General features: G+C 73.9%; 19 protein-coding genes. 10 read left to right on the top strand and 9 right to left on the bottom strand.

All coding sequences use genetic code 11. From position 1 onward, the window contains the following. Position 1: 1 nt before the first annotated feature. From DMH08_RS04755 to DMH08_RS04740, 4 genes are read left to right on the top strand one after another with little or no spacing between them, the layout of a single operon-like run. The gene (locus DMH08_RS04755) at positions 2–673 is read left to right on the top strand and encodes an aspartate/glutamate racemase family protein (RefSeq protein ID WP_051301604.1); all 672 of its coding nucleotides are present in this window, start codon (positions 2–4) and stop codon (positions 671–673) included. Next, positions 670–2,064, top strand: a complete 1,395-nt coding sequence (locus DMH08_RS04750; RefSeq protein WP_125611954.1) for an FAD-dependent oxidoreductase — start codon at positions 670–672, stop codon at positions 2,062–2,064. Before DMH08_RS04755 ends, DMH08_RS04750 begins: the two co-directional genes overlap by 4 nt. A 1-nt stretch (position 2,065) precedes the next feature. Next, the gene (locus DMH08_RS04745) at positions 2,066–3,535 is read left to right on the top strand and encodes a dihydroorotase (RefSeq protein ID WP_125611952.1); all 1,470 of its coding nucleotides are present in this window, start codon (positions 2,066–2,068) and stop codon (positions 3,533–3,535) included. Positions 3,536–3,554: 19 nt separating this feature from the next. Beyond that, positions 3,555–4,337: an IclR family transcriptional regulator gene (locus tag DMH08_RS04740; RefSeq protein WP_125611950.1), complete on the top strand. Its 783-nt coding sequence runs from the start codon at positions 3,555–3,557 to the stop codon at positions 4,335–4,337. Here the strand turns inward: DMH08_RS04740 and DMH08_RS04735 are convergent. Both DMH08_RS04735 and DMH08_RS04730 read right to left on the bottom strand, forming a co-directional pair. Further along, positions 4,334–5,056 (bottom strand): metallophosphoesterase, encoded by a 723-nt coding sequence (locus DMH08_RS04735; protein ID WP_125611948.1) that lies wholly within the window; start codon positions 5,054–5,056, stop codon positions 4,334–4,336. The two genes, DMH08_RS04740 and DMH08_RS04735, sit on opposite strands and share 4 nt — an antisense overlap. A gap of 166 nt (positions 5,057–5,222) precedes the next feature. Further along, entirely contained in the window at positions 5,223–5,825 is a 603-nt protein-coding gene (locus tag DMH08_RS04730; RefSeq protein WP_125611946.1) for a TetR/AcrR family transcriptional regulator, read from the bottom strand. 89 nt (positions 5,826–5,914) lie between these two features. Between DMH08_RS04730 and DMH08_RS04725 the strand changes: the two genes are divergently transcribed. Then, a complete protein-coding gene (locus DMH08_RS04725) occupies positions 5,915–6,754 on the top strand; it encodes an alpha/beta fold hydrolase (protein WP_125611944.1) in 840 nt (279 codons plus the stop codon). Between the two features lie 54 nt (positions 6,755–6,808). On the opposite strand, the gene DMH08_RS04720 is transcribed toward DMH08_RS04725, so the two are convergent. The 4 genes from DMH08_RS04720 to DMH08_RS04705 all read right to left on the bottom strand — a co-directional run bounded on the left by DMH08_RS04720 (position 6,809) and on the right by DMH08_RS04705 (position 11,090). Next, the gene (locus tag DMH08_RS04720; RefSeq protein WP_125611942.1) at positions 6,809–8,953 is read right to left on the bottom strand and encodes an MMPL family transporter; all 2,145 of its coding nucleotides are present in this window, start codon (positions 8,951–8,953) and stop codon (positions 6,809–6,811) included. Positions 8,954–8,958: 5 nt separating this feature from the next. Further along, on the bottom strand, positions 8,959–9,201 hold the full coding sequence (locus DMH08_RS04715; RefSeq protein WP_125611940.1) for a hypothetical protein: 243 nt from the start codon (positions 9,199–9,201) through the stop codon (positions 8,959–8,961). Between the two features lie 90 nt (positions 9,202–9,291). Beyond that, positions 9,292–9,975, bottom strand: a complete 684-nt coding sequence (locus DMH08_RS04710) for a response regulator (protein ID WP_125611938.1) — start codon at positions 9,973–9,975, stop codon at positions 9,292–9,294. Next, positions 9,972–11,090 carry a sensor histidine kinase gene (locus DMH08_RS04705; protein WP_125611936.1) on the bottom strand — a complete coding sequence of 373 codons (1,119 nt, stop codon included), beginning with the start codon at positions 11,088–11,090 and terminating at the stop codon, positions 9,972–9,974. The genes DMH08_RS04710 and DMH08_RS04705 overlap by 4 nt, the downstream gene beginning before the upstream one ends. A gap of 167 nt (positions 11,091–11,257) precedes the next feature. Here DMH08_RS04705 and DMH08_RS04700 point away from each other — a divergent pair, with 167 nt between their 5' ends. The 3 genes from DMH08_RS04700 to DMH08_RS04690 are packed head-to-tail and all read left to right on the top strand — an operon-like array spanning position 11,258 to position 12,686. Further along, positions 11,258–11,596, top strand: a complete 339-nt coding sequence (locus DMH08_RS04700) for an ArsR/SmtB family transcription factor (RefSeq protein WP_026406070.1) — start codon at positions 11,258–11,260, stop codon at positions 11,594–11,596. Next, positions 11,593–12,063, top strand: coding sequence for an SRPBCC domain-containing protein (locus tag DMH08_RS04695; protein WP_026406069.1), 471 nt, complete (start codon positions 11,593–11,595; stop codon positions 12,061–12,063). The genes DMH08_RS04700 and DMH08_RS04695 overlap by 4 nt, the downstream gene beginning before the upstream one ends. Then, the gene (locus tag DMH08_RS04690) at positions 12,060–12,686 is read left to right on the top strand and encodes a dihydrofolate reductase family protein (RefSeq protein ID WP_125611935.1); all 627 of its coding nucleotides are present in this window, start codon (positions 12,060–12,062) and stop codon (positions 12,684–12,686) included. The genes DMH08_RS04695 and DMH08_RS04690 overlap by 4 nt, the downstream gene beginning before the upstream one ends. A 120-nt stretch (positions 12,687–12,806) precedes the next feature. Here the strand turns inward: DMH08_RS04690 and DMH08_RS04685 are convergent, their stop codons facing one another. Genes DMH08_RS04685 through DMH08_RS04675 form a run of 3 tightly spaced genes read right to left on the bottom strand, consistent with a single transcriptional unit; the run spans position 12,807 to position 15,910 of the window. Further along, positions 12,807–13,763: a polyprenyl synthetase family protein gene (locus DMH08_RS04685; protein ID WP_125611933.1), complete on the bottom strand. Its 957-nt coding sequence runs from the start codon at positions 13,761–13,763 to the stop codon at positions 12,807–12,809. Beyond that, positions 13,760–15,358, bottom strand: coding sequence for a hypothetical protein (locus DMH08_RS04680; RefSeq protein ID WP_125611931.1), 1,599 nt, complete (start codon positions 15,356–15,358; stop codon positions 13,760–13,762). Before DMH08_RS04680 ends, DMH08_RS04685 begins: the two co-directional genes overlap by 4 nt. Positions 15,359–15,370: 12 nt before the next feature. Further along, complete coding sequence (locus tag DMH08_RS04675; protein ID WP_158642249.1) at positions 15,371–15,910, bottom strand: hypothetical protein; 540 nt, start codon at positions 15,908–15,910, stop codon at positions 15,371–15,373. Positions 15,911–16,308: 398 nt separating this feature from the next. On the opposite strand from DMH08_RS04675, the gene DMH08_RS04670 reads away from it, so the two are divergent. Next, positions 16,309–17,802 (top strand): PKD domain-containing protein, encoded by a 1,494-nt coding sequence (locus DMH08_RS04670; protein ID WP_125611926.1) that lies wholly within the window; start codon positions 16,309–16,311, stop codon positions 17,800–17,802. A 22-nt stretch (positions 17,803–17,824) separates the two neighbouring features. After that, on the top strand, positions 17,825–18,544 hold the full coding sequence (locus tag DMH08_RS40845) for a hypothetical protein (protein ID WP_199747619.1): 720 nt from the start codon (positions 17,825–17,827) through the stop codon (positions 18,542–18,544). Positions 18,545–18,559: the final 15 nt, after the last annotated feature.

The following is an 18,559-nucleotide window of genomic DNA, read 5'->3' as shown; positions in this document are numbered from 1 at the left end:
GATGCGCGCCCTCGCGGTGACGCCGATCCATCTGCCGCCGGACGAGGTCCGGCGGCGGCAGGCCCGCTACGACCGGCTGGCCCCGCCCGGCCTGACGGTCGAGCTGCGCGACGTCGGCCCCGCCGCGCCCCCGTCGCTGGAGGACGAGGCGGCCGTGCGGGCGTCCGAGAGCGCGGTGGCGGCCGCCCTCGCCGAGGCGGGGGACGGCTTCGACCTCGCCTTCCCCGACTGCGTGCTCGACCCGGCCGTCCCGGACGGCGCGGCGGCCCCGGGCGGCGGCGTGCCGGTGAACGGCCTGCTCAAGCTGAGTAGTATGCACCTCTCTGCGCTGAACGTCCGGTTCGGTGCGGTGGTGCGGAACGAGGCGATCGCCGCGGAGCTGGACCGGCGCCTGCGGGCCTACGGCCTCGCCGGGAACCTCGCCGGGATCGCGATCCTCGCGCTGCCGTTCGACGCGATCGCCGACACGGCCGCGTGGAACGCCGCGCTCGGCGACGCCGTCGCCGTCCTGGCGGAGGCCGGGGCGACCGCGGTGATCAACGGCTGCTCGGCCGTGGACGTCGAGGACGCGGCCCTGGCCGCCGCCGTCGTCGACCCGACGGCCCTCGCGCTGCGGCTCCTCGTCGCCCGCGCCGAGGCGGACGCGGCGGTCACCGGAAAGAAGGACGCATGAGCGACGGACCCGACCTCGTCGTCGCGGGTGCCGGCGGCGGCCTCGCCGGAGCCCTGCGCGCCGCCGAACTCGGCCTCGACGTGCTCGTGGTCGAGGCCGACGAGCACTTCCGGCGCGGCAACAACACCTCGATGTCGACCGCGATGTTCCCCGGCGCCGGCTCGCGCTGGCAGCGGGACGCGGGCATCGACGACTCCCCGGACCGGTTCGTCGCCGACATCGACGCCAAAACCGGCGGGACGGCCGACGCGCGGCTCGCCCGCACCCTCGCCGACGTCAGCGCGCCGCTCGTCGAGTGGCTCGCCGACTCGGTGGAGCTGCCGCTGTCGCTGGTCACCGACTTCAACTACCCGGGCCACGCGGTCCCGCGCTGCCACTCCGTCCCCGGACGGCACGGCTCCACCGTGATCGACCACCTGGCCCGCCGCGTCCGCGCGCACCCGGGCATCGACCTGCTCGTCCCGGCCCGCCTCGCCGACGTCGCGACCGGCCCGGACGGCGCCGTCCGCGCGGCGGTCGTCCAGTACCCGGACGGGACGCGCGAGGAGATCCCGACCCGTGCGGTGCTGCTCGCGACCAACGGGTTCGGCGCCGACCGCGACCTCGTGGCCGAGCACCTCCCGGAGATCGCGGGCGCCCTCTACCACGGCGGCGAGCACTCGCGCGGGGACGCGTTGCGGATCGGCGGCGGCCTCGGCGCGGCCACCGGCTACCTGGACGCCTACCAGGGCCACGGGGCCGTCGCGCCCGGCGCGGGCACCCTCGTCGGCTGGGCGACGATCATCCACGGCGGGTTCATCGTGGACGCCGGCGGGCGCCGGTTCGGCAACGAGACCCGCGGCTACTCCGAGTACGCCGCCGAACTCGCCGCCCGGCCGGGCGCCACCGGCTGGATCGTCCTCGACAAGACCGTCCACGACCAGTGCAGCGCGTTCCAGGACTTCCGCGACACCGTCGAGTCGGGCGTGCTGGTGTGGGCCGACGACGCGGCGGGGCTCGCCGAAGCCGCGGGCCTCCCCGCGGACGCCCTCGCCGACGAGATCGCCCGCACGGCCGCCGTCGCGCGCGGCGAGACCCCCGACGCGCACGGGCGCACGAACTGGGAGCGCCCGCTCGAACCCCCGTACGCCGCCGTCCGCGTCGTCCCGGCCCTGTTCCACACCCAGGGCGGCCTCATCGTGAACGAGGACGCGGCCGTCGTCCGTCCGGACGGCACCCCCGTCCCGGGCCTGTACGCGTCGGGCGGCGCGGCGGCCGGGATCTCCGGGCACGGCGCCGCCGGCTACCTGCCCGGCAACGGCCTGCTGCCCGCGTTCGGGCTCGCGTACCTGGCGGCCGGCGCCGCCGCGCGCGGGCGCACCGCTCCCACCCCGCACACCGAAGGAGAATGAGATGGCCACGACCGAACTGCTGATCAAGAACGTGCGGGTGGTCCGTCCCGACGCCGCCGACGGCACCGAGCCCGAGGCTCTGGACATCGCCGTCAACGACGGCAAGATCGTCCGCCTCGCCCCGGACCTGCCGGACGACGACGCCGCGACCGTGGTCGACGGCGGCGGCCTGCTGGCGTTCCCCGGCGTGGTGGACGCCCACCAGCACTGGGGCATCTACAACGAGCTGGCCACCGACACCCGCACCGAGAGCCGCGCGAGCGCGCAGGGCGGCGTCACCACGTCGCTGACCTACATGCGGACCGGCCAGTACTACCTGAACAAGGGCGGCCCCTACCGCGAGTTCTTCCCCGAGGTGCTGGCGGCCTCGCAGGGCAACGCCTACGTCGACTACGCGTTCCACCTGGCGCCGATGATGGCGCAGCACATCGACGAGATCCCCTACCTCGTCGAGGAGCACGGCGTCACCTCCTTCAAGATCTTCATGTTCTACGGCAGCCACGGGCTGCACGGCCGCTCCACCGGCCAGAGCGACTTCCTGATGACGCCGCCGGACGAGCGCTACGACATCGCGCACTTCGAGTTCGTCATGCGCGGGATCCAGAAGGCCCGCGAGGAGCTGTCCGACTACGCCGACCACATCTCCCTCTCGCTGCACTGCGAGACCGCCGAGATCATGACGGCGTACACCAAGCTCGTCGAGCAGGACGGCTCCCTCACCGGCCTGCGCGCCTACAGCGCGTCCCGCCCGCCGCACTCCGAGGGCCTCGCGGTCACGATCGCGTCCTACCTCGCGCACGAGACGGGCCTGCCGAACATCAACCTGCTGCACCTGTCGTCGGAGAAGGCGCTGTCGGCCGCCCTCACCATGAAGGCCGCCTTCCCGCACGTCGACTTCCGCCGCGAGGTCACCATCGGGCACCTGCTCGCCGACGTCGACACCGCGCACGGCCTCGGCGGCAAGGTCAACCCGCCGCTGCGCGACCGCGACGACGTCGAGGCCCTCTGGCGGCACGTCCTGGCGGGCGAGGTCGACTGGGTGGTCAGCGACCACGCCTGCTGCCGCGACGAGATGAAGTTCGGCGCCGACCGCGACGACATCTTCCTCGCCAAGTCCGGCTTCGGCGGCGCCGAGTACCTGCTGCCCGGCCTCGTCGGCGAGGGCACCAAGCGGGGCCTGTCCCTCCAGCAGGTCGCGCGTCTCACCTCGTGGAACCCGGCCCGCCGGTACGGCCTGGTCGGCAAGGGCGCGATCGCGGAGGGCTTCGACGCCGACATCGTCCTCGTCGACCCCGACGCGTCCTGGACGGTCCGCGCCGCCGACTCCGAGTCCACCCAGGAGTACACGCCGTTCGAGGGCTTCGCGATGTCGGCGAAGGTCACCGACACGTTCGTCCGCGGCAACCGCGTCTACACGGGCGGAAAGGTCGTCGGCGACCCCGTCGGCCGGTACGTCCCGCGCGGCCGATGAGGTTCCCTAGGATCTTCGCGTGACCAACCAGACCGCCGCACCGCCCGCCGGCGGCACCGAGGTGGCGGGGCGCGTCGCCGACGTCCTGCTGCTGTTCGCCGGCGGGCCCGAGTACCTCGGCGTCAGCGCGATCAGCCGGGAGCTCGGCATCTCCAAGGCCGTGGTGCACCGCATCCTGCAGTCGCTGCTGTCGCGGGAGATGCTGGAGACCGACCCGGGCACCGCCCGGTACCGGCTCGGCCCCGCCGCCGTCGCGCTGGGCGTGAGCGCGCTCCGCCGCTTCAACATCCGCAACGCCGCGGCGCCCGCGCTGCGCAGGCTGCGGGACGAGACGGGCGAGACGACGACGCTGTCGGGGCTCGTCGGCGACGAGCGGGTCTACCTCGACCAGTTCGAGAGCCCGTACGAGGTCAAGATGACGGTCGAGGTCGGGCGCCGGTTCCCGCTGCACGCGGGGTCGTCGAGCCGGGTGATCCTGGCGTTCCTGCCCGAGGAGCGGCGCGAGGCGATCCTCGGCCGCCCCCTCGCCGCCCTCACCGACCGCACGGTCACCGACGGGGCGGTCCTGCGCGACCGCCTCGCCGAGGCCGCCCGCGAGGGCGTCGCGGTCTCCCTCGGGGAACGCCAGGCCGACGCCGGCTCGGTCGCGGCGCCGCTGTTCGGCCCGGACGGCGAGGTGCACGGCGCGATCAGCGTCTGCGGCCCCCGCCACCGCTTCACCCCCGAGGCCGTCGACCGCTACCGCGTCCTCGTCCGCGACGCCGCCGACGAGATCACCCGCAACTGGACGACGCGGCGCTAGAACGTCCGGAAGTGGGTGGTGAGGCGCCCGCCGTCGAGGACGTGCAGGGCCGCGCCCGGCGGCGCGGCGGGGTCGATCACCTCGGCGCGCTCGGCGGGCAGCCGCAGCGTGGACGCGACGCCGGGCGCCACCGCGAGGGGGCGCCCGGCGAACGCCGTCGCCGCCGCGGTGTGCGCGTGCCCGGTCAGGACGGCCACGACCCGCGGATGCCGCGCCAGCAGTTCGGCGAGCCCGTCCTCGCCGGACGACCGGATCTCGTCCACGTACGGGATCCCCAGCGGGGCGGGCGGGTGGTGCATGCACACGACCGCCGGCCCGGTCTCCCCGCCGAGCACCCGCTCGAGCCACGCGAGCGTCGCCGCGTCCAGCCGGCCGTGGTGCTTCCCGGGGACGGTCGAGTCGCACATCGCGACCAGGACGCCCCCGGCGCGCCCGACCCGGTTGATCGGCCCGCCGGCCGGCTCCTCGCCGAGCAGCGCCTCCCGGTAGGTCTCCCGCACGTCGTGGTTCCCGGGGCACATCAGCACCGGGTGCGGCGACCTCAGCACCTTACGCGCCTGCGCGTACTCGGCCGGATCGCCGTGGTCGGCGATGTCGCCGGTGACGAGGACGGCGTCGAGCGGCATCGCGTTCAGGTGCTCCATCACCCGCCGCGCACGTTCCAGGCGGTGCCCCCCGCCGTCGAGGTGCAGATCGCTGAGCTGGGCGAGAACGGTCATGCCGCCGAACCTAGCGATGCCCGGGATCCCCGGTAAGAGCCGCTTGCGCGCCGAAAACCCGCAAGGGTGGCCCGGTCGCGCCCGGCGAAGGGGGAGAGGGCCGGACGGCCGGCGGCGGCGTCCGGCGGGCCGGTGAGCGGGCCGCCGCCGTGCCCGGCCCGTGCGCTCAGGGGGCGGTCGGCCCGTGCGCCCGGACGAGGGCCCGGCGGGTCAGGTCGGCCATCGTCCGTCCGGCCGTGCGGACGGGCTCGGGGGCGCGGGCGGCGCGGGCGAGGACGAACGCGCCCTCCAAGATCATGATCATCGAGTACGCCAGTTCGCGGGCGCGGGCCCGGTCGGGCACGTGGCGGGCGAACCACTCGGTGCCGGAGGCGATCCACGCGTCGAACACCTCGGCCGTGGCCGCCCGCAGCACCTCGTCGGTGCTCGCGACCTCCAGGGCGATCGTGGCGATCGGGCACGCGTCGGCGTAGCCGGTCGCGGACAGCTGCACCGCGGCGACATCGAAGGCGTGCTCGACGGCTTCGACCGGGTCGTCCGCGCTCTCCAGCAGGGCCAGGACCATCCGCATGTACTCGGGTCCCGATGTGCGGATCGTCTCCTCCGCCAGTTGCCGCTTCCCGCCGGGGAAGAAGTGGTAGATCGACCCGAACGGGGCCTGCGAGGCGGCCGCGATGGCCTTGAGGCCGGTGCCCGGGTACCCGTTCCGGCGGAACAGGGTCCCGGCCGCCTCCCGGATCCTGCGCCGGGTGTCCGGCTGCTCGGCCATCGTCGCGTCCCTTCCGCCGCGGGGGACATTGCCCGGTCGGCGACCCCGGGCTAGCCTACATTAGAACGATCTATCTAGAGGGGGCGGCGATGCCGCGGCTCGAACTCTCCGCCGGCCCGATCGACTACCAGGACACCGGCGGGGACGGTCCGGTGCTGGTGTTCGGGCACGGCCTGCCGATGAACGGGAAGCAGTGGCGCAAGGTGGTGCCGCTGCTGCCGGGGTACCGGTGCGTGCTGCCCACCCTGCCGATGGGCGCGCACCGCAGCCCCATGAACCCCGACGCGGACCTGTCGCAGACCGGCATGGCGCTGCTGCTGGGCGAGTTCATCGACCGGCTCGGCCTGGACGACGTCACCCTGGTGCTCAACGACTGGGGCGGCGGCCAGTTCCTGGTCTCCGAGGGGCGCGCCCAGCGGATCGGACGGATGGTCCTGGTCGCCTGCGAGGCGTTCGACAACTTCCCGCCCGGGGCGGCCAAGGCGATGGTCCCGCTCCTGAAGGTCCCCGGCGGTGCCCGGCTGGCCCTGCGGATGATGGTGCTGAGCAGCCGCACCCGCGGCGGCTACGGGGCGATGAGCCGCCGCGGCCTCCCCAGGGAACTCATGGACGAGTGGGTCGCCCCGGCCGTCCGCGACAAGGCCGTCCGCCGGGACTTCGTCAAGTTCGCGACGGGAGCGCCCGACCGCAAGACCCTCCTGGCCTACAGTGAGCGGCTGCGCGACTTCGACCGTCCGGTCCTGGTCGTCTGGGCCGCCCACGACAAGCTGATGCCGCGGGAGCACGGCCCGCGGCTGGCCGAGCTGTACCCGCGGGGCCGGCTGGTCGAGATGGCCGACTCGTCCACGCTCGTTCCGGAAGACCAGCCCGAACGGCTCGTCGAGGTCATGACCGGGTTCCTCGCCGCGACCGGCGTGCGGCCGGCCTGACCCGCGCGGACGCTCGCGGTGGTCGCGAGCGCCCGCACGGGGGGAACGGGACGGTCAGTGCTCCGGGCGCTCCAGCGCGACCCTGGGCAGGACGCGGGCGAGGGGAGCGGGGAGCCACCAGGCGCGGTCGCCCAGCAGGCGCATGACCGCCGGGACGATCAGGCAGCGGATCACGACCGCGTCGAGCAGGACGGCGACGGCGAGGCCGAGGCCGAACTGCTGGAGCATCCGGTCGGGGCTGAGGATGAACGCGCCGAACACGACGATCATGATGGCGCCGGCGGCCGTGATGACCTTGCCCGTGGCGGCGAGGCCCTCGCGGACCGCGTGCGCCGAGTCGCGGGTGCGCTCCCACTCCTCGTGCATGCGGGACACGAGGAACACCTCGTAGTCCATCGACAGCCCGAACACGATCGCGAAGATCATCACCGGGATGAAGGACTCGATCGGGCCCGGCGGGACGCCGAACCGGCCGTCCTGGAAGACGAGGGCGATCGCGCCGAGCGCGGCGGCGATCGACAGCAGGTTCAGCGCCGCCGCCTTGAGCGGGATCAGCAGCGACCGGAACACCACCATGAGCAGCAGCGCCGACAGCCCGACGACGACGGCGACGAACAGCGGCATCCGGTCGGCGACGGAGTCGGCGAAGTCCTGCGCGGCGGCCGTCGGGCCGCCGACGAGGTACTCGGCGCCGGTGCGGTCCGCCAGGGACGGCAGGACGCCGTCGCGGAGGTCGTGGACCAGGTCGGCCGTCCGCTCGTCCTGCGGGGACGTCTCCGGGTAGGCGATCACGGTGTGCGCCCCGCCGTCGGCCGAGGGGAACGCCGGGCTCGCCGAGGCGATGCCGGGGGCGTCGCGCAGCGTCTCGCTCAGGTCCGCGGGCGAGCCCTCGGTGACCACGATCAGCGGCCCGTTGAAGCCCGGCCCGAAGCCCTCGGCGAGCAGGCCGTACGCCTGGCGGCTGGTGCTCGAGGCGGCGCCGTTGCCCGCGTCGGCGAAGCCGAGCCGCAGGTCGAGCGCGGGCGCCGACAGCCCCAGCAGCAGGACGACCGGGATCAGCAGCGCGGGCCACGGGCGGCGCTGCACCGCCGCGCCGAGCCGCCGCCACCGCTCGTCCCGCACCTTGTGCGCCCGCTTGCGGACGTGCCGCCGGATGCGGCCGCCGAACACGGCGAGCAGCGCGGGCAGCATCGTCAGCGCGGCCGCCATCGTCATCAGGACGGTCAGCGCGACGGCGAGCGCCACGCCCTGCAGGGCGCCGAGGCCGAGCACGATCAGGCCGAGCAGCGCGATGATCACGGTGCAGCCGGCGAAGAAGACGGTGCGCCCGGCGGCGTCGAGGGCGGTGCGGGTCGCGGCGGCGGGGTCGGCGCCGCGGATCAGCTCGTGCCGGAACCGGTAGAAGATCAGCAGCGCGTAGTCGACGCCGACGCCGAGCCCGATCAGCATCATGATCGGCGGGGTGAAGTCGGCGACGGTGAACACGTGCGAGGCCAGCGCGATCAGCCCGACCGCGCCGCCGACCGCGAACAGCGCCGTGGCCAGCGGCAGCGCCGCCGCGACGAGGGAGCCGAACAGGAACACGAGGATCACCAGGGCGGCGAGCATCCCGGCGCCCTCGGCGGCGCCGCCCCCGCCCTCCTCGGCACCCCGCACCGGGTCGCCGCCGAGCTCGATCCGCAGCCCGTCGCCCGCGGCGCCCTGCGCCGTCTCCATGATCTCGGTGACGTGCTCCTTCGGGACGTCCTCGGCCGACCCGTCGAGGGTGACGGCCGCGTACCCGATCGTCCCGTCCTCGCTGAGGCCCCCGCCGCCGCCGCGCGGGTCGAACGGGCCGCCGACCTCGGCGACGCCCGGCAGTTGCCGGACCTCGTCGAGCATCGGCTCGACGACCGCCCGGTCGCCGCGCAGTCCCGCGGCGTCCTGCATGACGATCTGGACGGTCGCGCCCGCCTGCACGGACCCGTGCCGCTCCATCAGGTCCGACGCGGCCTGCGAATCCGTCCCCGGGAGCGAGAAGTCGTTGTGGTAGGCGCTGCCCGCGGCCTGCGAGCCGGCGGTGATCCCGGCGACGACCACGACCCAGAGCAGCAGGGCCGTCCAGCGGTGCCGCTGCGACCAGGACGCCAGCCGCCCGAAGACGCCCGGACGCGCGTCCTGCGACCCCGCGCGGGCCGATTCGGCGGTGTTCGCGCTCATCCGGCTCACCGCCCCGCCCCGCCGCGGCCCGCGACCCGGGCGCCGACGACCGCGCCCGCGACGGCGCCGGCGAGCGGCAGACCGGCGAACAGGGCGAGCAGGGCGGCGTCGCCCTCGACGTCGAGGGTGGTGTCCAGCACGAAGTGGAAGAAGATGGCGATGGTCTCGGTCAGGACGAAGCCGACCGCCCCGCCGACGAGGAAGCCGACGAGCGCGGCGCCGGCCTTCTTGCTCGCAGTCGATGTCATGCCCCCACGGTGGAGGCGCGGAGTCCCCCGCGGCATCGGCCTGCGGACGGCATCGGCGCTACCGCCCCGGTTGCGCGGGGCCCGCCGCGGCTACCGCCCCGGTTGCTGCCCGCTCATCCAGCGGGGGCTGACCATCGCCGACTCGTAGGCCATGACGACGAGCTGCGACCGGTCCCGCACGTCCAGCTTCGACATGATCCGGCTGACGTGCGTCTTGGCCGTCGCGGGGCTCAGCACGAGCTTCGCGGCGATCTCGTCGTTGCTCAGCCCGGCCGCGACCAGCAGCATCACCTCGCGCTCCCGGTCGGTGAGCGCGTTCAGCCGCGGGCCGGGCGCGGGCGCGGTGACCCGCCCGGCGAACTCCGCGATCAGCCGCCGGGTGACCGACGGGGTGATCAGCGCGTCGCCGCGCGCCGCGACCCGGACGGCGTGGATCAGCTCCTCGGGCTCGGTGTCCTTGAGCAGGAACCCGGCGGCGCCCGCGCGCAGCGCCCCGTACACGTACTCGTCGAGGTCGAAGGTGGTGAGGATGACGACGCGGACGTCGTCCAGCCGCCGGTCCCGCGCGATCCGCCGGGCCGCCTCGAGGCCGTCCATGCCCGGCATCCGGATGTCCATCAGGACCACGTCCGGGCGCAGCTCGCGGCACGCGGCGAGGGCCCGCTCCCCGTCGGCGGCCTCGCCGACGACGGTGATGTCCTCCTCGTCGTCGAGGATGGAGCCGAACCCGGCCCGCACCAGCCGCTGGTCGTCCGCCAGCAGGACCTTGATCATCGTTCGTCTCCGTTCCGGTACGGGAGGCGGGCGCGGACCAGGTGGCCGCCGTCCGGCCCCGGGCCCGCGGTGAGGTCGCCGCCGAGCGCGCGGGCGCGCTCGCGCATCCCCAGGATGCCGCTGCCGGGGACCGCGGCGTCCGCGTCGGCGGGGGCGGCGCCGCGGCCGTCGTCGGCGACCTCGACCAGCACCTCCCGGGCGCCCCGCTCCACGCGGACGGTCACGTGCGCGGCGCCCGCGTGCCGCACCACGTTCGTGAGGGACTCCTGGACGATGCGGTAGGCGGCCAGCCCGACCTCGGTGGGCACCGGGCGGTCCGCGCCGTCGACGCGGGTGCGGACGTCCAGGCCCGCGGCCCGCGCGGGCTCGACCAGCTCGCCGATCCGGTCCAGGCCGGGGAGGGGCGCGGTGGGCGCGTCCTCGTCGGCCTGCCGCAGCACGCCGAGCGTCGCGCGCAGCTCCCGCAGCGCCTCCCGGCTCGTCTCCTTGATCGCCGCCAGCGCCGCCTCGGCCTGCGCCGGGTCGCGGTGGAAGCGGTGCAGCGCGGTGCCCGCCTGCACGTTGATCAGCGAGATGTGGTGCCCCGTGACGTCGTGCAGCTCCCGGGCGATGCGCAGCCGCTCGTCGCCCGCCGCCCGCCGCTCGGCCTCGGCCAGGAAGACGCGGCGGCTGTGCCGCACCCAGCCGAGCGCCACCATCGCCACCACCCAGCCCGCCAGCATGAACAGCGCGACACCGTTGACGTCGCCGTTGCCGGACAGCGTACCGAGCGCGGTGCCGATGACGATCAGTGCCGCGATGCCCGACGCCGCCTGCAGCCGTCCCCGGGACGCCAGCAGGTACAGCGCCAGGACCGGCGCGATCATCAGCGGCCCGTCGTAGGTGCTGACGACGTAGTAGACGCCCGTCGCGACGGTCGACACGATCGCCGCGGCGAGTCGCGCCCGCCGGGCGAACAGGACCCCGCAGGCGATGTAGATCAGCACCCAGCCGGCCGCGGTCTGCGCCCACGGCTCCTCGCGCGCGCCGATGAGCGACCGCATGCTGCCGACGGCGACCACCACCAGCACCGCGACGGCGAGCGCCTCGTCCGTCACACGCCATCGAGCACGCATGCGGCCAGCCTAGACGGCCGGACGGCCGCGGCGGCTCGGCGCGAAGATGCGACCCGCCATGCGACCGGCGGTGTACGCGCGCCCCGCCGCCCGCAACTCGCGCGGTAGGGCCGCGCCCGATAGTTAGCCTTTGCGTTAACCATCGCCTGCCTGTAATACTTAGCTTCGTGGCACAGTATTCGGCACAACTGGACGGGGTGTTCGCGGCGCTCGCGGACCCGACCCGGCGCGCCGTCGTCCGGCGCCTCGGCCGCGGGCCCGCGAGCGTCGGCGACCTCGCCGGCGAGTTCCCGATGACCCTTCCCTCGTTCATGAAGCACGTGCGGACGCTCGAGGCGAACGGGCTGATCCGCACGATCAAGACCGGCCGGGTGCGCACGTGCGTGCTCGACCGCGAACGGCTCGCCCTGATCGACGACTGGCTCGCGGAGCAGCGTCGGCTGTGGGAGGAGCGCACCGACCGCCTCGAGCGGTTCGTCACCGACCCGGAGGAGGACCCGAAGTGAATCCCGATCTCGATCTCGGCCTGGAGCGGATCATCCGCGCCCCCCGCGCCGCCGTGTGGCGGGCGTGGACCGACCCGTCCCGGCTCGAACGGTGGTGGGTCCCGGCGCCGGCACGCTGCCGGGTGGAGCGCTTGGACCCGCGGCCCGGCGGCGCGTTCGTCACGCGCTACAGCGACGACGGGGCGGCGTTCGTCCCGCACATGGACGCGTGCTTCCTCGCCGCGGAGGAACACGAGCGCCTCGTGTTCACCAACGCGGTCGACAGCACGTGGGCGCCCGTGACTCCCGAGCCGGTCGCGATGACCGCGACGATCACGCTGGCCGACCACCCGGACGGCACGGCCTACCGGATCGTCGTCCGGCACGGCGACCCGGAGGCCCGCGCCCTGCACGAGAAACTCGGCTTCGCCGAAGGCTGGGGCACCGTCGCCGCCCAGCTCGCCGCGTTCGCGGAGGGCACCCGATGAGACTCGCCCTCACCCAGTTCCTCACGCTCGACGGCGTCGGCCAGGGCCCCGGCTCGCCGGACGAGGACCCCTCGGACGGGTTCGCCGGCGGCGGCTGGCTCGTCCCGCACATGGACGGCGCGTTCGCCCGGCGGGCGTCCGAATGGCTCGACCTCGCCGACGGACTGCTGTTCGGACGGCGGACCTACGAGGCGTTCGCGCGCGACTGGCCGCGGATCACCGACCCGGCCGACCCGTTCGCCGAGCGGATGAACTCCCTGCCGAAGTACGTCGTGACCGGCACCCTCACCGAGGGGTCCTGGCACCCCACGACCGTTCTCGGGGGCGACCCGGTCCGGACGGTGGCCGAGCTCAAGGCGCGGCCGGGCCGGGAACTCCAGATCCACGGCAGCGCCCGCCTCGGCGACGCGCTGCTGGCGGCGGGCCTGGTCGACACGCTCCGCCTGGTGGTCGCCCCGGTCGTCCTGCGGTCCGGTCGGCGGCTGGTGTCCGGCGCGGGCGAGTCGTCCGGGCTGCGCCTGCTCCGCCACGAGGCCACGCCGAACGGCCTGCTGCTCCTGGAGTACGAGGTGGCCGGCCGTGCGCGCCGGGGCGCGTACGAGGGCGTCGCCGCGCTCGTCTAGGACCGGAGGCGGCCGGGGGAGGCGCGACTCCGGTCGCCGTAGCCGTCGACGAAGCGGGCCGGGAGGCGGGCGGACCCGGCGCGTTCGGCGTCGGTGGCCGGCCGCCGCCGGCGCGCCCCGTCAGAGGCGCGACTCCACCTTCGCCAGGATGGCGAGGATCGCCGTGCGGGCGTCCTCGGCGACGTCGTCCAGGGCCTCCCGGGCGAGGTCGAGGTGCTCGCGCGCCAGTTCCATGGTCCGGTCCAGGCCGCCGGACGACTCGATGAGCGCGCGCACGGCCGGCAGGTCGCCGGCGGTGAAGGACGGCGACAGCAGGAGTTCGGCGAGCGCGCCCGAATCGTCGGCGGCGAGCGCCGACAGCGTCGGCGCGCCGAAGAGACCCAGCATGTGGTCGGTTCCGACGGACTTGTCGAGGTCGCCCGGGGTGAGGTCGAGGCAGTCGTCGAGCATCTGGAAGGCGATCCCGAACTCGCGGCCGAACAGCGAGAGCGCCCGGACCTCCCGTTCGGCGCGGGCGGCCTCCGCGGCGCCCAGCAGGCAGGTCATCTGGAAGAGGACGCCGGTCTTGCGCTCGGTGAGCTCGAGGTAGTCCTGGAGCGCGTAGGTGGTGTCGAAGGTCCGCTCGATGTCGAGGAGCTGGCCGTGGGCGAGCTCGCTCAGCGTGCGGCTGACCAGCATGGCGACCCCGGCGCCGAGGTCGGCCGATTCGGTGCCGGCCAGCGCGAACGCGGCCAGTCCGGCGAGGGAGGCCCGTTCGGGGCCGACGAGCGTGTGCGCGGTCGGTTGCCCGCGCCGCAGCGCCGCCCGGTCGACCACGTCGTCGTGGATCAGCGACGCCAGGTGGACGAGCTCCACCAGGGCGCCGAGCCTGACCAGCCGCGCCGGGTCCACCGGGACGTCGCCCACGCATGCCGCCAGCAGACCCGAGCGCAGGCTCTTGCCCGGGTTGGCGGCCAGTGCGGCCACCGGGCCCCGCAGGGACGGCCCGAGCCCCGCGGCGAGCTCGTCCACCCTCGCCAGGACCCGCGCGGAATAGCCCAGCTCCGCGCCGGGGGCCGGGCTCTGGACGGCGGTCATTCGGTCGGCTCCGGTTCCATGTGCTTGAACGGCGCGTTCATCTCGATGTCGGGGGCCGCCGCCACGGCGTCGTGAACCTGGCCGTACACCGCGGGATTGTTCATGTAGGCGTGCACTTCCCGCCTGTTCATCCCCAGTGTGGGTACGAGCGAATCCCGGTACAGCGTGAGGGCGAGCTTGGATTCGTCGGCGGTCAGAACGGTCTGTACGAGGCCGGTGATGATGAAGGACGCGTCGTCGAGGTGTTCCTGGGTGACGACCTCGGGCGAATCGGGATCGTCGAGCACGCCCGCCATGAAGTCGCGGTACTTGGTGTAGTACTGGTTCGCGTACGCGACTTCGTCCGCCCTGCCCTGCCGGTCTTTCAAGCGATCCACGAGTGACTGGGAGTTCACGTAGGTGAGTTCGACCAGCAGCTTTCCGGTCAGGCTCTCCAGGAAGAACTCGTCGCGCACTTTGTCCGCGAGCGGGTTTTCCTCCCTGAGCGGAAGGCGGTAGTAGTCCGACAGCGACCCCAGTACGACGCATTCGAGCATGACCCCGCCCGGAACTTGGGTCTTCCCGTCGCCGCCCACGAAAACGACCGACCCGGAGTCGCCGGCGCTGCTGAAGAACTCGGTGTAGATCAGGTCCTGGTACATGACGGTCCCGATCGGTGTGCTCACGGGCGCCTGGACTCCGATCGCCACGATCGTGCTGGAGGTGTACCCGGTCGTCCGCCCGACCTTCTCGATCGCCATCCCCGGCTGGGGGTCGGCGATCCCCGTCCCCGGCCCCGCGCACGGCAGGGCGGCGGCGGACGTGGACGCGGACGCCTGGCCGATCGGGAGGCGCACGTCGAGGGCGTCGAGCGTCAGGTCCATCCGGGTCAGCAGGCAGGCGCCGAACGAGTCGCCCGCGGCGACCATGCCGACGACCGGGTGGTCGGCCGAGACCGGGGGCATCAGGTCCTGCGCCACCTCCAGGGTGTAGGCGTCCTGGTCGGTCAGCTGCGCGATGGCCCCGTCGACCTTCGTCCCCGCCGCGGGCATGGGGGCCCAGCGCTTCAGGGTCGCGATTTTGTCGCGCGATGTGCCGCCGTCGTAGGCGCCGGGCTGGATGATCGCCTCGCCCACCTTGCCGCGCCCCATCCGCGCGATCACGTGGTTGCAGGTCAGCACGCAAACCGTGTCGTCGGTGTTGTCGACCACGAAGAGGCCGAGCGTGCCGGCCGTCACGCCGTCGACGGGGTTGGAGACGCTGGCGCCCTGCCGCGGCGGGCGCATCCGCTCGGTGATCTCCTGCCCGGCCGCCGCCCGCGCCGGCGCGAGGGCCGTCTGCGCCCCCGACGAGAACGGGCCGGCCTGGATCACGTCGACCTGGTACGTCGTGGAGTCGACCTCGACCGTGCGCGGCAGCAGCCGGCGGCGCGATACCAGGGCCTCGCGGCGCTTCTTGGCGACCAGGACGACGACGGCGGGCTCTCCCGTCGTGACGCCGGCCCGGCGGCGGAAGCCGATCCCGACCCCGGTGACGTTCGGGTCCGAGCCGTAAGCGTCGTAGATCTGCTGCCTGGCGCGTTCCAGCTTGCTTTGGTCGTCCCCGCAGTAGTTCATGGTCCTCCGTCGTCAGTTCAAAGGGGGAATCGGCTGCGGCTGGCGGCCGCGACGCTGCAGGTCGCTGAGCCCGCCGAGCCAGATCTCCGCCACATGGTCGTCGGCGGGGTCGAAATGGGGGGACAGGGTCGCGACGCCGAGCGCGACGAACGCCAGCAGGTCCCGCTTCCCGTCGGCGTCGGCCTGCGCCGCCTGCCGTCCGATGCCCGCCAGCATCCTGCCCTGCGCCGCGCCCAGCAGGCCCAGCGCGATCAGCGCGTCGGCGCCCGCCCAGGCCCGCGCCAGGCGCTCGGGGTCGAGCCTGCGCTCGGCCGCCCGCAGGCGGGCCGGCGTGGCGCGCTCCGCTCCCTCGGCGGACTCCCCGAAGCCGCGGAACTCCACCGGATAGACGGCGCCGACCCGCGCGACCTGGAGCAGCATCTCCCGCCGCCGGGAGAGCGGTGCCGCGGCGGCGCCGGACCGCCCGCCCGAGGCCCCGGCGTCCGGTGCCCCCGCGGCGGCCGTCGGGTCCGCCTGGGCGGAGCCGGACCCGCCCAGCATCGTGGCGGTCACGGCCGTGACCGAGCCGGCGACGGCCGTCTTCCCGAGGAATCCGCGTCGGGAGACCTGGGGGGATCGCTTTCCGTAATCGGGTCGTGCGGTATTTTCAGCAGAAGTCATCGGACCACCGTTTCGTAGCTGAACGATCCGCAGAGTTGATCACCAGCGGCACGTTAGCCCGAAGCCCGGTAAACGCTCGAAAAATGGCCGCATCCGGCCAGGGGTCTTTGGAACCGGGCCTGATCTAACGGAACTCGCCAATTCAGGACCGGCGGTTCCGGCCGTTTCTGCCAATCGCGCTTCGGAGCATTGACACCAAGATCGTCGCGTGTTGCGATCATGGCGATCAACGTCCGGGGGCGTTCGCATACCACGTGTGCGGACGCCCTTCTCCTGGGTGGGGAAGTGAAATGCGACAACGCGGCCTTTTCATCGCGGGAACCTGCTTCACCGTTCTCGCGGCCTCGTCGGCGGTGGCGCCGGCGGCACCGGCCGCGGCGCCGGGCCGGTGGGTCGCGATGGGCGACTCCTACCAGGCCGGCGTCGGCGCGGCCGACTACTACCCCGACAGCGGCGACTGCCACCGGTCGCAGTACTCGCACCCGGCGCTGCTCGACGCCGACGGCGTGCTCGGCGGCGACTTCACCTTCGTCGCCTGCAGCGGCGCCACCACCCAGGACGTCCACGACGGCAAGTCGGGCGAGCCGTCGCAGTTCGAGGCGCTCGGCACCGACGTCTCCCACGTGACCCTCGGCATCTCCGGCAACGACATGGGGTTCGCCGACGTCGTCACGGCCTGCGTCAAGGCATCCGCGCTGAAGACCTGCGAGGGCGATCAGGACGCCAAGCTCCAGACCGCCTTCGACAGGCTCAACGAGGGCACCACGGCGAACACCAACCGTGTGCAGGAGATCTTCAAGGAGATCATGCGGCGCGCTCCCCAGGCGCGGATCTTCGTGCCGACCTATCCGAAGTTCTTCCCCGACGAGGGCGGGAGGGACGGCACGTCGAACGTGCCGTGGCCCACCCAGCGCTGCCAGATGATCCGGCTCACCGACCAGTTGTGGATGAACAGCTGGGTCCAGCGGCTCGACAACTACCTCGTCACCTCGGCCACCATCGCCGGGGCCGTGCCGATCGACCTCTACGACTCGAGCGACGGCCACGAGATCTGCCCCCCGCAGGGCGCGGAGCGGTTCCTCAACGGAATCGTGCCCACCAAGCGCGAGGAGTCCTTCCACCCGACCCGGGCCGGCTACGCCAACACCGCGTGCATCGTCCGGGAGGCGTTCCTGCGGCCGGCCCCGGCCGCCCGGGTGGCCGGCGACGCCGGGGTGACCCGGAAGGCGAACGATGTCACGGTCCAGCCGGGCCAGACGGTCCAGGTCCCGGTCGCGCTGGCGGGCGGCGGTCTCGGCGCGGGGTTCGGCGCGACCTGGCAGGAGGGGGACGTCACGATGCGGGTGGTGTCGCCGAACGGCGAGCGGACGTCCGAAGCGCGGCACCGCCGGAACGGCACCAAGCGGGCCTCCTACGACAGCGTGTACGTGCCCGGCGCCGCGGCCGGAGGCTGGAAGGTGGAGCTGACCGGCGGCGACCGGCCGACGCGGGTCCGCGTCACCACGACCGAGCTCGCGCGGCCCAAGAGCCCGCCGAAGGCCGAGATCACCATGAAGCGGACCGGCCCCAACACCGTGGTTTTGGACGCCTCCAAGTCGACCGGCTCGGGTGGCGGCGAGGTCGAGAAGTACCTGTGGGAGTTCGCCGACGGGACGCTGGCCACCGGTGCGAAGGTCACCCACACCTACGCCGAGCCCGGCACCTACACCGTCAGCCTCGCCATCACCGGCGACGACGGCCAGATGGGATTCGGCGCGGCCGAGCCCGTCACCGTCACCGAATGATCCGCGCCGAAGGAGACGGGACGTGGGCGTGCCGGCGAGGCCGATGGCGCTGACGGTGCCCGGCTGCGTGCTGGTGGTCGTCGGAGCAGTGCTGCTGCTCAAGGGCCTGTACGACTGGTCCGGCCGCACCGACCTCGCCGCCGCGCGGCCGCTGCAGGGCGAACGCGTCGCGGTGTTCCCGGCCGCCGCGCTCGTCGCCGCGGGCGCGTTGCCACTGCACCTGGCCGGCGAACGCGGGCCCGCCCTGGTGGTCCTGGTCACCGCGCTCGTCCCCGTGCTCCTGGTCATACCGGGGATCTCCGGGGGCTCCATGGCCCTCTATGCGTGCCTGGCCACGGTGCCGGTCGGCGCGGCGCTGGCGCTGCGCGCGGTACTGGCGCCGAAGACGCCGGTCACCGTCCTCGCGATGCTGGTGTTCGCCCTGGTCGCCGTGGCCGGGAGCCTCCTGCTGGCCGGTCTTGCGGACGCCGTGCCGTTCATGGCGGCGTTCAGCGAGGAGGAGGCGCGCCGGGCGGCGGCCGGACGCCTGACGGCGGGGCTGGCGGGCCTGGCCCTGGCGGCGGCGCCGGTGCTGCTGCTGCTCGCCGACCGCAAGGTCGCCGCGGGGCTCGCCGCGCCGTTCGCGCTGGTGGCGCTCATCGTCGTCCTGGACTCCCAGACCCTGGCGGCGTGGGCGGCCTACCTCGTCGCCGGGCCGCTCGCCATGGGCACCTCGGTCCACCTCCTGTTCACCGACCGATGACGACCGACCACACTT

It is taken from the genome of Actinomadura sp. WAC 06369 (assembly GCF_003947565.1).
GTDB classification, from domain to species: domain Bacteria; phylum Actinomycetota; class Actinomycetes; order Streptosporangiales; family Streptosporangiaceae; genus Spirillospora; species Spirillospora rifamycini.
Note: the sequence above shows the minus strand (reverse complement) of the source record. Positions and strands in the feature narration are given on the sequence as shown.

What these genes read in the sequence shown, in the direction of transcription:
- DMH08_RS04755 (WP_051301604.1), top strand. Translation starts at nt 2, where the DNA reads ATGCGCGCCCTCGCGGTGACGCCGATCCATCTGCCGCCGGACGAGGTC.
- DMH08_RS04750 (WP_125611954.1), top strand. Translation starts at nt 670, where the DNA reads ATGAGCGACGGACCCGACCTCGTCGTCGCGGGTGCCGGCGGCGGCCTC.
- DMH08_RS04745 (WP_125611952.1), top strand. Translation starts at nt 2,066, where the DNA reads ATGGCCACGACCGAACTGCTGATCAAGAACGTGCGGGTGGTCCGTCCC.
- DMH08_RS04735 (WP_125611948.1), bottom strand. Translation starts at nt 5,056, where the DNA reads ATGACCGTTCTCGCCCAGCTCAGCGATCTGCACCTCGACGGCGGGGGG.
- DMH08_RS04730 (WP_125611946.1), bottom strand. Translation starts at nt 5,825, where the DNA reads ATGGCCGAGCAGCCGGACACCCGGCGCAGGATCCGGGAGGCGGCCGGG.
- DMH08_RS04725 (WP_125611944.1), top strand. Translation starts at nt 5,915, where the DNA reads ATGCCGCGGCTCGAACTCTCCGCCGGCCCGATCGACTACCAGGACACC.
- DMH08_RS04720 (WP_125611942.1), bottom strand. Translation starts at nt 8,953, where the DNA reads ATGAGCGCGAACACCGCCGAATCGGCCCGCGCGGGGTCGCAGGACGCG.
- DMH08_RS04715 (WP_125611940.1), bottom strand. Translation starts at nt 9,201, where the DNA reads ATGACATCGACTGCGAGCAAGAAGGCCGGCGCCGCGCTCGTCGGCTTC.
- DMH08_RS04710 (WP_125611938.1), bottom strand. Translation starts at nt 9,975, where the DNA reads ATGATCAAGGTCCTGCTGGCGGACGACCAGCGGCTGGTGCGGGCCGGG.
- DMH08_RS04705 (WP_125611936.1), bottom strand. Translation starts at nt 11,090, where the DNA reads ATGCGTGCTCGATGGCGTGTGACGGACGAGGCGCTCGCCGTCGCGGTG.
- DMH08_RS04690 (WP_125611935.1), top strand. Translation starts at nt 12,060, where the DNA reads ATGAGACTCGCCCTCACCCAGTTCCTCACGCTCGACGGCGTCGGCCAG.
- DMH08_RS04685 (WP_125611933.1), bottom strand. Translation starts at nt 13,763, where the DNA reads ATGACCGCCGTCCAGAGCCCGGCCCCCGGCGCGGAGCTGGGCTATTCC.
- DMH08_RS04680 (WP_125611931.1), bottom strand. Translation starts at nt 15,358, where the DNA reads ATGAACTACTGCGGGGACGACCAAAGCAAGCTGGAACGCGCCAGGCAG.
- DMH08_RS04670 (WP_125611926.1), top strand. Translation starts at nt 16,309, where the DNA reads ATGCGACAACGCGGCCTTTTCATCGCGGGAACCTGCTTCACCGTTCTC.